The 13062-nt window shown below is 65.7% G+C and carries 10 protein-coding genes; 4 read left to right on the top strand and 6 right to left on the bottom strand.

Annotated features, from left to right (window positions below; translation table 11 throughout):
- Positions 1 to 60: 60 nt before the first annotated feature.
- A complete protein-coding gene (locus KUV62_RS14215) occupies positions 61 to 573 on the bottom strand; it encodes a calcium-binding protein (RefSeq protein ID WP_222604386.1) in 513 nt (170 codons plus the stop codon).
- Positions 574 to 923: 350 nt separating this feature from the next.
- On the bottom strand, positions 924 to 3137 hold the full coding sequence (locus KUV62_RS14220; RefSeq protein ID WP_222604387.1) for a GumC family protein: 2214 nt from the start codon (positions 3135 to 3137) through the stop codon (positions 924 to 926).
- 308 nt (positions 3138 to 3445) lie between these two features.
- On the opposite strand from KUV62_RS14220, the gene KUV62_RS14225 reads away from it, so the two are divergent.
- Positions 3446 to 4813, top strand: coding sequence for an FAD-dependent oxidoreductase (locus KUV62_RS14225; RefSeq protein ID WP_222604388.1), 1368 nt, complete (start codon positions 3446 to 3448; stop codon positions 4811 to 4813).
- A gap of 32 nt (positions 4814 to 4845) precedes the next feature.
- Here the strand turns inward: KUV62_RS14225 and KUV62_RS14230 are convergent, their stop codons facing one another.
- On the bottom strand, positions 4846 to 5562 hold the full coding sequence (locus tag KUV62_RS14230) for a calcium-binding protein (protein WP_222604389.1): 717 nt from the start codon (positions 5560 to 5562) through the stop codon (positions 4846 to 4848).
- Between the two features lie 298 nt (positions 5563 to 5860).
- Between KUV62_RS14230 and KUV62_RS14235 the strand changes: the two genes are divergently transcribed.
- The gene (locus KUV62_RS14235; protein ID WP_222604390.1) at positions 5861 to 7078 is read left to right on the top strand and encodes a glycosyltransferase family 4 protein; all 1218 of its coding nucleotides are present in this window, start codon (positions 5861 to 5863) and stop codon (positions 7076 to 7078) included.
- A 19-nt stretch (positions 7079 to 7097) separates the two neighbouring features.
- Here KUV62_RS14235 and KUV62_RS14240 read toward each other — a convergent pair whose 3' ends face one another.
- The 3 genes from KUV62_RS14240 to KUV62_RS14250 all read right to left on the bottom strand — a co-directional run bounded on the left by KUV62_RS14240 (position 7098) and on the right by KUV62_RS14250 (position 10324).
- Positions 7098 to 8312 (bottom strand): polysaccharide pyruvyl transferase family protein, encoded by a 1215-nt coding sequence (locus tag KUV62_RS14240; protein WP_222604391.1) that lies wholly within the window; start codon positions 8310 to 8312, stop codon positions 7098 to 7100.
- Positions 8309 to 9544: a polysaccharide biosynthesis/export family protein gene (locus KUV62_RS14245; protein WP_222604392.1), complete on the bottom strand. Its 1236-nt coding sequence runs from the start codon at positions 9542 to 9544 to the stop codon at positions 8309 to 8311. The genes KUV62_RS14240 and KUV62_RS14245 overlap by 4 nt, the downstream gene beginning before the upstream one ends.
- 147 nt (positions 9545 to 9691) lie before the next feature.
- Positions 9692 to 10324, bottom strand: a complete 633-nt coding sequence (locus KUV62_RS14250; protein ID WP_315901587.1) for a sugar transferase — start codon at positions 10322 to 10324, stop codon at positions 9692 to 9694.
- A 901-nt stretch (positions 10325 to 11225) separates the two neighbouring features.
- Between KUV62_RS14250 and KUV62_RS14255 the strand changes: the two genes are divergently transcribed.
- Both KUV62_RS14255 and KUV62_RS14260 read left to right on the top strand, forming a co-directional pair.
- Positions 11226 to 12431, top strand: coding sequence for a glutathionylspermidine synthase family protein (locus tag KUV62_RS14255; protein ID WP_222604394.1), 1206 nt, complete (start codon positions 11226 to 11228; stop codon positions 12429 to 12431).
- A gap of 11 nt (positions 12432 to 12442) precedes the next feature.
- Positions 12443 to 13027: a DUF1190 domain-containing protein gene (locus tag KUV62_RS14260; protein WP_222604395.1), complete on the top strand. Its 585-nt coding sequence runs from the start codon at positions 12443 to 12445 to the stop codon at positions 13025 to 13027.
- The last annotated feature ends 35 nt before the right edge of the window (positions 13028 to 13062 follow it).

Below are 13062 nucleotides of genomic sequence, written 5' to 3' on the forward strand. Positions count from 1 at the left end.
CGATGTCGGGGATCAAAAGGTGCGCAGGGCTCGCTCGCCCTGCGCAGTGTCGGACCGGGCTCAGCCCAGAATGATGTCGGAGGCGTCGAAACTGGCGACGGCATCCTCGAGCACCGCGATGGCGACGCCGTCACCATAGATGGTCACATCGGTGCCGTCGTCGGAGAAGGTGACTTCCGAGAAGCCTTCCACGAGCAGGCTGTCGCCATCCGAGAAATCGGCCACGACATCGACCGCATCCGCGGTTGCGGCCTTAAAGACGAAGGTGTCGTCGCCGCTTCCGCCGACGAGGGTGTCCGCGCCAAGATCGCCCGAGAGAACGTCGGCACCAGCGTCGCCGGTGACGTAGTCGTCGCCCTGACCGCCGAAGACCGTGTCCCGGCCGGTTCCGCCACGAACCACGTCAGCGCCCTGGCCGCCGAGCAGGACATCCGAGCCGCCGCCGCCAAGGATCGTATCGTCGCCGCCATTGCCGGCAATCGTGTCCGAACCATTGAGTCCGATGATCTCTTCGCTCTCATCGCCGCCGTTGAGAGAGTCTGCTACGATCCCGGCTTCACCAATGATGGGCATATACGTATCCTCCTGATACTATAGAAAAAACTTGGTTTGCGGCAGCGCCGCCGAAAACGGAGGTACGGGAAATGTGGCGGAAAGTTGCCAAAAAGTTAACGCTGCCATGCCATCGCCTTATTTGTGCACCAACAATGCACCGCACTTGAGAGGGATGATTATGAAACAGGCAGAAGCGCGATCCGACGCGTCGAAAGACGCTTGAGCGACGCGGCAGCCGCGGCCCCACCGCTGGCCGATCTCACTCCTCGCGCCAACGCAAAACGCCTGCCGGGCAGCGGATGCCAGGCAGGCGCTTTTAAGAGGTTTCAGCAGATTTTCAGGTGCTCGGGCGCAGCGCGCCGCTCGCCTTATCCGTAGTAGCCGTAGCTGTCCTGCTCCTGGCGCGGGTCTGCCATCGTCATCACCACGGAGATCTGGCGCGCGCCCATCTCTTCGAGGCTGCGCGCAGAATCCGCGACCGCGCTGCGCTTGGTCTCCTTCTGGCGCACCAGCAGCAGTGTGAGGTCGGCCAGCGAGGCCAGTCGCAGCGTATCGGCGACCAGCAGAAGCGGCGCCGTGTCGACCAGAACCGTGTCGTAGCGCGCTTTCAGATCGTCGAACAGCTTGCGCAGGTGATCGTGGTCGGCAAGATCCACGAGCTGCGGAAGCGGCTCGCGCAGGCTGACGAGATCGAAGCCGAGATCGGGAACGCTGTAGATCGCCTCGCTCACCGGGCGGCCTTCGAGAAGCACGCCCGCCAGGTCCGACTTCGCCTCGTAGCCGAGCGATTTTTTGAGATGCGAGCGCCGCAGGTCGAAATCGAGCACCACGCAGCGCCGCTTCGCGAGCGCCTCGAGATGCGCCAGGGCCAGGGCGGTCGAGGTCTTGCTCTCGCCGGCCACGGAGGAGGTCAGCAAGATCGCGACCCCCTTGTCCTTGTCCTGCCGCCGCATGACCAGCATCATCCGGAGCTGGCGCAGGCGTTCCGCAAACGGTTGGTAGGGAGCATCGCGCAGCTTCTGAAGCATCTCCTGCGGCGTCTTCCATTTCTGCTTGAGCAGAGTGGTCAGCACCGGCAGACCGAGATCTTCCTCGACCTCCTTCGCGGTACCGAAACCGGACCGGCTCAGGAAGATCAGGAAGGTCGCAAGCAGGCCGATCGCGAAGCCGAGCGTCGCGCCGAACACCGTGAAGAGCATGACGCGGGGCGACGAGGGGGCGCCCGGGATCACCGCCCGCTCCACCTGCCGCGCATCCGCGCGCTGCAGCTGTTCCGTCGAACGGGTCTCGCTCAGGCGGATCAGCATGGCCTGATAATTCTCGCGCACGGCCTCGGCCTCGCGCTCGAGCTGGCGCAGCTCGAGGCTGGCGCGCGACAGCTCCGCCGACCGGCTCTCCATCTCCTGCAGGCTGCTGCGGATCGACTGCACCCGGATCTCGGCGACCTCGGCATCGTTGGCGAGCGTCGCCACGATCTGGCGCACCTCGCTGGCGAGATCCTCTTCGAGACGGGCGATCTCGGCCCGCACCTCGACGCGCTCCTCGTAATCCGGGCTGTAGCGGGTCGCCAGTTCGGCCTCTTCGCGGCCGGCCTCGGAAAGCTGCTGCCGCAGTGACAGCACGAAGGGCGATGTCAGGAGTTCGGCGGCGCGCTGGATGCCGTCACGCTCGATCACCGAGCTGATACGGTCGTAGCGCGCGCGCACCTGCGCGAGATCTGCCTGCGCAAGGGCGAGTTGGGTCCCGAGTTCGAGCATCTGCTGCGAAACCGTCTCGCTGGAGATGCCGGCCTGTTCGAGCTGGTTGGAGCGGAAATCCTCGATCCGGGACTCGGCCTCTTCCACCGCGGCCCGCATGCCCTGCACGCGCTCTTCAAGGAAGGTCGTCGCGTTGCGCACGACATCCGTCCGCATCGTGATCTGCTGGGCGATGTAGGATTCCACGACCTGGTTCGCGATGGTGGTGGAGAGCGCCGGGTCCGGCGTCTCGACGGTGAGCGAAATCAGGTAGGATTGCCCTTCGCGCCAGACCGTCATCGACCGGCGCAGCGCCCCGACGAGGCGACGCAGCTGGCGCTCCTCCGGCGAGAGCCCCGGGGCGGCCTGCCCTGCCGGGGCCTCGTTGCCACCGCGTGACGGCGACAGCAGCCCCTTCAGCCACCCGACCTGCCGCGCGATCAGCGACGGCTCGGCATTCGCCGGATCCAGGGGAGCCATCTCGTCGACGCCGACGGCGCGGACAACCTCTTCGAGCAGCACGTTGGAGCGCAGCACGGCGACCTCGGTGTCGAGCACCGGATTGTTCAGATTGAGATCCGACACGACATTGTCGGAGGACAGGACCTGCACCGAGCGGGGATCCAGCATGACGCTGGCCCTGGCGGTATATTGCGGCTCGATCCGGCTCATCATGACAAAGAAGAGCGCCGCGAAGAGGAAGGTCGAGCCGATGATCAGCCATTTCATCTGCCAGATCGCCTGGAATAAGCGGCCGAACTCGATCCCGTCATGCCCGGCAGTCCCGCTGACGACCATGTCGCGCTCGTCGGCCGGCCCGTAGCCGTAGGTCTTCGAAATTTTCAAAGTCGCCTCAAAATTTAAGTGCAAGAAGGGCGGAATATCATCATTGTTCCGCGGCAGAATGCCCGCTCGACCGGGGGGCAGCAACAGCTTTTCAGGCCCGGTCCCATCGAAAGCGCCCGCTGTGCTGAACGAGTGACCATCCGGCTTTCCCGCGTCCCGCAATTTCCTATCAATGCGCCGAAACCTGTCGCATTGTCACCCTGAGCCACATAACGTCGGGCAGACAGGACGCGGTTGATCGGACACGGTTTACACGTATTTCGGGTTGGGCAGGCGAATCTGTCCACGCGTTCCATTTGGAGACAAAAATGAGTTTGGAATTGGCCACGATCACCCCTGAGCCCGATCGCGGCACCTCCTGTGAAGCTCTGGTTCTCGGCGGCGGCATCGCCGGGCTCGCGGCGGCAGATCATCTCTCGAGCCGGGGCTTCGCCGTCACGGTTCTGGAAGCCAGCGAGCGGCTTGGCGGCACCCATCGCGCGATCGAGATCGGCCCCTACACCTATGACGTCGGCAGCATCTTCTACGAAGAGACCGCGCAGCTCTTCAATCTCGCCCCCGGGCTCCGCGAGCAGTGCCCGCAGGTGAAGCGTGTGCAGCGCCGGATCATCCCGGACGGCAAGCTGCGGCATTATCCGATCGAGCCGCGCGACCTGCTGAAATGGCCCCGTCTCCAGCTCGCGAAGGCCGTGGCAGGCATGGCATGGGCGCGGGCCACCAAGCGGCGCGACGGCACCCTCGAGGGCGCCTGCGTGGCACGGCTCGGCGATCCGTTCTTCACGGGCACCGGCCTGAGAGACTACACGCGGCGCTTCAACGGGCTCGAACCGAGCGAGATCGACGAGGAATTCTACGATCACCGCATGAAGTTCATCCACAAGGCGACCGATCCCGGCAAGCTGGTGAAGGGGGCCTGGTCGGCCCTGCGGAAGAAATCCTACCGCATCGCCCCGCCGAAGCCGCTTCGGATCCGGCCGCGGGCGGGCTATGCGCCGCTGTTCGATGCGGTCAGAGAGACACTGGAAGCGCGCGGCGTCGTGTTCAGGATGAACGAAACGGTGCTCTCGATGTCATCATCCGAAGGGGCCACCACGGTGGTCACCGACAAGGGCCATCTGCGCGCCGAGGTGGTGGTGGGCGCCATCCCGCTGAGCGATATCCACCTCGCGCTCTTCGGCGAGGAGAGCGGGCTCGAAACGCTCGATCTTCTGACCCTGTTCGTCTCGGCCGAGACCCTGCACAAGGAGGTCGGCAACGTCCTTTTCAATTTCCACCCGCAAGGCGACTGGAAGCGCGCGACGATCTATTCGAATCTCTATCCCGAACCGGCGACGGAGCGCCCGTTCTTCGCGGTCGAGATCACCCTCTCCCCCGGCGAGCAAGCGCGCCCTGAACAGGCCTTCGCGGATCTCGAGGCGCATCTTGGCGGGCTCGGCATCGTGACCGGGCTGCGGCTCGAGGGCCACGAGGTGACGAAGGCCGCCTACCCGCTATACCGCCCCGGGCGCAGCGCGGAGCTGAACCGGGTCATCGAGCGCGTCTCCGAAGCCGGGATCGTGCTCGTCGGCAGGCAGGGCCGTTTCGAGTATCTTCCGACCTCGACCGGCGTGATCCGCCGCGTTCGCGAAGAGCTTGGCAACGCAGCCGACCGGATGAAAGCCGCAGCGCGTCCGTGACGCGCTGCCGCTCCTGCCGGTCGGCAGGGTTCTTAGATGTAGGTCGTGGCGAGCGTGACCTCGGCCAGGGTCGCATTCTGCACCAGGCCTTCGAGCATACCGTCGACATAGATTTCGACATCCGCTCCTGCGGTGACAAGACCGACATCCGCGGGCGCGCTGGCAATCGCGATCGAGTCGATACCGGCCTCGAAATCCGCGATTGTCGAGAAGCCGCCGTCGCCCAGGCCGTTGCCCTTGAACTCGAAGGTGTCGGCACCTTCGTTGCCGTAGAGCAGATCGTTGCCCATGCTGCCGTTGATGACATCGTCGCCGTCGCCGCCATAGATGGTATCGTCGTCACGGCCGCCATGCAGCGTATCGTCTCCCCCCATGCCCTTGATGAGGTCGTTGTCCTGGTTGCCGAGCAGGAAATCGTCCTGATCTGCGCCGATCAAGGTGTCATCGCCATTGTCGCCGGCGATGATGCCGTGATTGTCTTCTCCAACGATGTAGAGCTGGTCGCCGTCGCCGAGCGCAATCTGCTCGAGCTCGCCGTCATTGTCCTGACCACCGATGCCGCCGCCGGGGCCGCCATCATCATCGTCATCGTCATCACCGCAATCCCAATCGTCACGATCACGATCGCGATCACGGTCGCCAAACTTGAAGCCCCCGAACTTGGACTCACCGAAACAAAAGGCCGGCTTGGGGGGATTGAAAAAGGTCGTCGCGAATTTAAAGCAAAACGAGAATACGAAAGCTCGCATAGCTATTATCTCCAAAAAACTAATAAAGAGTTACACACCCAGACGTTACCACATTTTCGCCACATTCACTGCTTTAACCTTTGCGAAAGGCCTTTTTTCTGTGTTTTTTCGAGGGTTTTCGTGCTTTCGATCGGCCTGAGACGGGTGAATTTCTCCGCGCGAAGACTGTGCCACAACCACCAAGTGCAGGCGAAAAGCCAGACACATCTTAAGCATTCTCTCATCGGAGAATCGATTCTCTCCGATTCCAATCCGGTGCAGCCTCCCCGAGTCTGCAGCGCAGCCAACGGAAGACCTGATGACTCGAGTTGTAATCGTGAATGACGCCAGCATTGCCCGGGGCGGCGCGACGGGCCTGTCGCTTCTGCAGGCGCGCCTGCTGAAAGAGCGCGGCATCGACGTGGTGTTTGCGGCGGCCGATCGCGGCGGCAATCCCGAGCTAGAGGCGCTTGGCATCCGCACCTATCTCGCAGGCTCGGACCCGCTGATGAAAGCACCGCCGCACGTGGCCGCCACCCGCGGGCTCTACAACCGGGCGGTTCGCGACATGCTGGACAAGGTGATCGCCGCGGAAGATGGGCCCGACACCGTCTACCATGTGCATTCCTGGTCCAAGACCCTGACCCCGGCCGCCTTCTCTGCGCTTCAGGCGGTCGCGCCGCGCTGTTTCGTGCACGTGCACGATTTCTTCCTCGCCTGCCCCAATGGCGGGTTCATGGATTACCAGGCGATGGCGCCCTGCGACCGGATCCCGCTGTCGATATCCTGCCTCACGACCAATTGCGACAAGCGCAACTACGCCCAGAAGATGTGGCGGACCACGCGCCAGATGATCCTGCACAAATCCCTGCCGCGCAGCGCCGATTGGGCCGGCTTCCTGCTGATCCACCCCGACATGGCCCCGCGTCTCGAGGCCTCGGGCTATCCTGCCGAGCGGCTGGTCGCGCTGCGCAATCCCGCCACGGCACTCTCCGACGCCCGGATCGAGGCGGAAGCCAATGACCGCATTCTCTTCATCGGTCGCGTCGAAGCCGAGAAGGGGGTCGAGGAACTCATCGCCGCCGCCAGCCGCGCCGCCGTGCCGCTGACCGTGGTCGGCGATGGTCCGCTGCGTGAGCCGCTCGCGGCGAAACACCCGGAGATCCGTTTCACCGGCTGGCTCGACCGCCCGCAGATGCTGGTCGAGGCGCGGCAGGCGCGGGCGCTGGCCATGCCGTCGCGCTATCCCGAGCCGTTCGGGCTCGTCGCCGCCGAGGCCTCGCTCTCTGGTCTTCCGGTCATCGTGTCGGACAGCGCCCTGCTGGCGAAGGAGATCGTCGAGAACCGTATCGGCTGGAGCTGTGATACGCGCAATCCCGACAGCTTCGCCGGGCTGCTGCGCGAGGTGGCCGACGCGCCGGCCGAGACCATCGCCGCGATGAGTGTCGCGGGGGCGTCGGGCACGGCGGGGCTGTGCAATACCAGCGAAAGCTGGATCGACGCGCAGCTGGCGCTTTACCAGCGGGCCACCAGCTAGGGCCGCGACCGAGCCCGCCTCAGGCGATCGCCTGGTAGAGCCGGCCGATGTCTGCCCGGGCTTCCGAGATCACCCGCGCATGGGTGGTCGGGTCGACGCCCTCCGCCGCCGCCGCCAACAGGCGGGCCGCCGCCTCTTCCGGGGCGAGGGTCGCCGGATTGCCCATCCAGTCGAGCCGATCCACCGAGTCCATGAAGGCGTCGAGCTTGTCGTCCCAGCTCAGCGCGAGCGCCGGAATGGCATGGGAATAGGCCGCGATGACGGCGTGCATGCGGAATGCCACGAGCGCGTCGAAGCTCGCGACCGTGTCGGAGAGCGCGGCCGGGGTCTCCGGCTGGACATGGGCGACGCCGGCGGCGGCCAGCTCCGGCGCCAGTGCCTCGGCGGTCGCCCGGTCTTCGGGCGAGCCGTTGGTGAAGGCGGTGACGCGAGCGCCCTGCCCCACCAGGCAGCGCGCGAGCGCGAGATACCAGGCGTTGAGCTCGGCCTCGCTGATCGCGGTCTCGCCGTGGTAGCGCACGGCGACATGGCTCATCAGGCCAAGGCCCACATGCGGCGCCGCGTCGTTGCGCGCGCGCTCCGGCGTGCCCCAGGTGTCGCAAGCCAGCAGGCCCGGATCGCGCACGATCTCGGCGCGGCAGCCGCTGACATCGGCAAACCGGGCATTCCAGCGTTCGACCGACGCGCGATCGCGCAGGAACACCGCCACGGGCGGATGCGCGGCGAGCGCCGAGCGCAGGCGCCGATCGCCCTCCGAGGTCCAGCTTCCGGCCATGCCGCAGGCATAGATCGCCACCGGCAATCCGCGCGCCTGCGCCGCGCGCAGCGCGAGCGCGAGCTTGGTGGGAAAGTTGAGATCGTGATCCGAGAGCAGATTGCCGCCGCCGATCACCACCGCCTCGGCACCGTCGAGCCCCTGCTCGTAATGCGGCGCCCATTTGCGGCGGCTCGCGAGCGCCAGCGGCAGCCGAACCGCGAGATGCCGCAGGCCATCGGGCATCGCGTCGAGAACCGACATGATCGTCCCGCGTCCGGCCATGCTGTCGCCATAGGCGCCGCGCGCGGCCAGGTCGATCGAGCCCAGGCCCTCGGCGCCCCCCTGGCGGACCAGCGCCGCCTCGAGGCATTCCGACAACAGCCCGTCCCCGAGGTTGGGGCTGTATTTGACGTTCATGCAGCGGATGAGCCGCGCGGGTTGCGTCGCGGCGGCGGCCGCGGCCTGAGGCGTGCTCATTGTCCGGAGGCGACCATCGGCGCGGCGTCGATCGACACGATCAGCGTATCGCCGGGCAACAGCCGCGTGGTCGGCGCGATCACCTCCGGCAGGTCACGCTCCTCACGCGGGGACGCCACCTCGTAGCGCACCTCGACCGCGTCGGTGGTCATCAGGGTGCCCATGCTGCCGCCGGTCAGGATGGCCTGCTGATCGAGCCGGCGGGCATAGCCCAGGAGCAGGTCGTCGAGGTCGACGCGCAGGTCCTGCAGCTGGCTCAGGCGCTGTTCCTCGCGGTTCGCGAGAAACTGGGCGCGGGCGCGCCGCGCATCGGACAGCGCACGGGTCGCGGCGATGCGGGCGGATTCGAGCTCGAGCACCCGCGCCCGCGCATCGGCATCACGCTGTTCGACCGTCGCCAGCCGGCCCGCGGTCGACAGACCGCGCTCCTGCAGCTGGCGCGCCGAGTCGAGCTCCCGCCCGGTCGACGCGATGATCGCCTCGGCGACCTCGATGCGCTCCTGGAACAGGCTCTGCTGGGTTTCGATCTGTTCGATTTCCTCGGCCCAGGAGGCCATGTTGGCGGCTTCGCGCTGGCGCTCGGCATCGAACAGCTTCTGCTCGGCATCGTTCAGCGCCTCGAGCGACACCGCGGCGACGCTCGGAATGCGGCTGACGAGGCGCTCGGGCAGATCGTAGCTTTCGGCGCCCGCCAGCGCCGCCTCGAGCCGCGCCATGCGGACCACGGTTGCCGCGATCTGGAGGTTGAGGCTGCGGATCAGGCCCTCGTTCTCGGTGCGGGCACGGTCGATCTCGAAGCGGCTCACCCCGGAAGCCTGCGTGCCGCCCGAAAGCGCCAACGCCGCCGCCACGGTCATCCCGGGGGAAAACTCGAAACGCCCCGGCCGGGTCACGTCTCCGGCCACCATGACCGGCGAATACTCGAGGATCATCATCGAGATCTGCGGGTTGAGGTAGATCCCGGCCTCCTCGATGCGCCCCGAGAGCAGATCCTCGGCGGCATCGAGCGTGAGCCCTTCGACGTCGACGCCACCGAGATCGCGGAGGCGAACCTGGCCATCGATATCGACGGTCATCTCTTCGGTGGTTCCCTGCGCCGAGAAGGTCAGGGCGATGCGGTCTCCGGCGACCAGGCGGTAGGGTTCTGCCGACAGCGCCGCTGCCGAGAGCGTCGTCATGGCGGCGGCGAAGGCAAGCGCCGGGCCGGCCTGCCCTACCGTTCTCCGCGTCACTCTCCGAAGCCCGGTTCTCAGGATTTGCCCGAAGCCGTCTCTACGCATGTTCTGGTCCCGCAATTCGTGCCCTCTGGTCAGAAGACGGCAGCGACCCCGGGGGCCGCTGCCGTGCAAGATTCGTGTCCGTGAGATGTGGCGCCTGGGTCAGCAGCCGGTCCGGTTCATCACCGCCCCGGCGGTGCGGAACAGGATGCGCAGGTCGCTGATCATCGAGAGCTCCTTGTAGTAGCTCACGTCCAGCTCGACGCGCTCCTCGTAGCTGACGTCGTTGCGGCCCGAAACCTGCCAGAGGCCGGTCACACCGGGACGCATCGACTGGTACACCCACTTCTGGCCGCCGTAGCGCTCGAGCTCGGGCTCGGTCACCGGGCGCGGACCAATCAGGCTCATCTCACCCTTCAGAACATTCCAGATCTGGGGCAGTTCGTCGAGCGAGCTCTTGCGAAGAAATGCACCAAGACGGGTAATCCGGGGATCGTTGCGCAACTTGTGGTCGCGTTCCCACTCGGCACGGGCCTCCGGATCCGATTCCAGCAGCGCCGCGAGGCGTGCATTGGCATCGGGAACCATGGTGCGGATCTTCCAGCAGCGGAAGGTCTTGCCGTCGCGGCCGACGCGGCGGTGGCCGAAGAAGCCCGGTCCGCCTTCGAGCCGAACGGCAATGTAGAGCAGTGCGATGACCGGCAGCAGGGCCGGCAGCATGATGATCGACAGGACGAGATCGAGAACCCGCTTCTGAACGCCGTTGTAGCGCGCTGCAGAGCCAAGTCCGATCACAACGCGGGCTGACGCTTCACCGCGCGAATTTGAGGTAGAATTGGTCATAAAGACACCCCGACAAAAGAACTTCCAAAATAGCGATCAACCGAGATCCACAGGAGCTGCGGGCAATCCATTGCTCCTCGATGGGCAGGCAGCGGATCATTCGGCTGTTTTTCAAGTTGTAGCCCAAAGCGGTTCGAAAATCTCGCGCCTAAGGCTTGCGGCAATCACCCCGACGTGACCGCCAATGTTCCGTATTCCTCCAAAAATATCAGCATCTTAGAACATAAAATGCGCCGAGTTGGCATGGTTGCCGGAACATGAAGTTTCTGCAACGCAGCTAACTGACAGCTACTTTTGTAGGTCATCGCACAATCTGTAGTCAAACTTGAAACCACATGATGACACAATTCGGCCAAAATTCTTCGACGTGGCCCTGATTGTTGACGTGTTTTCGCCTTTTGAGCGCACGAGTTCTCACGAGGACAAGCGTCTGAGGGGCGTTTTCGGCGAATCATTCGCGCTAGCCGCGAGGTGCTTTGCGGCTCGGAACCCCTCTTGGAGTCGGGATTTTTCTACCTAGGCGAGATTCCGCCACCCCATCAACTCGCTGTAGGCGCTGAAGGCGGTGGGCGCGCTCGATTGGCGGGCTACGATTCCCGGGATCCGCGCCAACCGGATCGTTTCCCGGGCGTGGCGCGGACCTTCGCCACAATTCCCGCCTTCGCAGCTGCAGAATATGGCACGCATCGCCGCATTGGTCGCTCGCCACCGGTCGCGCCCGCGAGGCGCCGGTTCGCCAGCGCCGCGGGTGCCGCTTTTTCCCGCGCAGCGGTTCACAATCCCGCGCGAACCGCCCATATGTCGCCGGACACCGCCGCGCGCATGGACGCGGCGACAGGAGGAAGGACCACAGGTGCAGAAGCTCGACTTGCCCGAGCGCCCGGATTGGCGCGACAAGGCCGCAGACCAGGGCTTCACCTTCGCCGACATGCATGGCGAGCCCTATTGGGAGGAAAGCTCCGCCTACTGCTTCTCGCTGGCCGAGATCGAGGAGCGCGTCGAAGATCCCGCTACCGAGCTGCACGGGCTCTGCCGCGAAGCCGTCGCGCGGGTGATCGGCTCGGAAGAACTGCTCGACCGGCTCGACATCCCCGAGGGGCATCGAGACTACATCGCGCAAAGCTGGCAGGACGGCGAACCGGAGCTCTATGGCCGGTTCGATCTGGTCTACGACGGCGACGGCCCGGCGAAGATGCTGGAATACAATGCCGACACCCCGACCTCGCTCTATGAAAGTGCCGCCTTCCAGTGGCAATGGTTCGAGGATCAGCAGGAGCTCGGCGTTCTGCGCGCCGATGACGACCAGTTCAATGGCATCCACGAGGCCATCGTCGCGCGTCTCGGCGCCATGTTCGCTCCCGAGACGCAGCTGCATTTCACCGCCCTTTCCGGCGCCCCAGAGGATTATGCCACCGTCGAGGCGCTCGGCTGGGCGGCGCGCGAGGCGGGGCTCGGCGCGCATTACACCGATCTCGAGAAGATCGGCGTCAGCGAGGACGGCCAGTTCCTCGATGACGAGGACCGGGTGATCGGCACGCTATTCAAGCTCTACCCGTGGGAAGACCTGCTACGCGACGACTACGCCGCGCATCTCGCCACCGCGCAATGCCGGATGATCGAGCCGCCGTGGAAGGCGATCCTGTCCAACAAGGGCATCCTGCCGGTGCTGTGGGAGATGTTCGAGGATCACCCCAACCTGCTGCCCACCTTCTTCGAGGGCGACCTGAGCGATGCGTCGGGCGAGACCGCCGCGCGGCTCGAGCGCGCCTCCGAGGCAATGGCGCGGGGCCATGTCTCGAAGCCGATCTTCTCGCGCGAGGGAGCGTCGATCCGCATCATCGAGGGTGGGGAGCTCACCGAGGCCGCCAGCAACGACACCTATGCAAAGCACCCGCGCATCGCGCAGGCCTATCATCCGCTGCCGGTCTTCGGCGGCTTCCGCCCGGTGATCGGCGCCTGGATCGCCGGCGAAGCCTGCGCTGGCATCGGCATCCGCGAGGATCGCGGCCGCATCACCCAGGACCTGTCGCGCTTCAAACCCCATTTCATCCGAGACTGACGGAGACAGCCATGACCAAACGCTCCCGCACAGCCGCCCTCGCCATCGTCGGCGCCGCCTCCTTCGCGCTCGCCGGATGCCGCGAGGAGCCGGTCGAGGCGCAGGCCTTCCCCGATCTCGAGAGCTGCCGCAGCGCGGTCGGCCCGACCAGCCTGTTCTCGGAGCAGGATTGCACCGCCGCCTTCGCCGAGGCCGAGACCCTGCACGCCGAGACCGCGCCGCGCTATGACAGCCTCGCAGTCTGCGAGGAGCAATATGGCGAAGGCAATTGCGGCTCCGAGGCGCAGGCCACCGGCGGCGGCTCTGGCAGCATCTTCATGCCACTGCTGGCGGGCTACCTGATCGGAAACATGCTCGGCGGCCAGCGCGGCCTCGCGGCCCAGCCGATGTATCGCAACGCCAATGGCCGCTTCACCACGCCGGCGGGCAATGCCAGCTACGCCAACAACACAGGCCGCGCGCAGCTCAACCCCAGCACCTTCAACAAAGCCCCTGTGACCGCCGGCAAGCCGCCCCTCACCCGCGCCACCGCCGCCTCGCGCGGCGGCTTCGGCGGCTCGAAGACCGGCAGCGGGCTGCGCAGCCTCGGCGGCTGAACCCGCGCGGGCCTGCCCCCGCGGCCATGCGTCGT

It is taken from the genome of Salipiger bermudensis, assembly GCF_019801965.1.
Taxonomy (GTDB): Bacteria; Pseudomonadota; Alphaproteobacteria; order Rhodobacterales; family Rhodobacteraceae; genus Salipiger; species Salipiger bermudensis_A.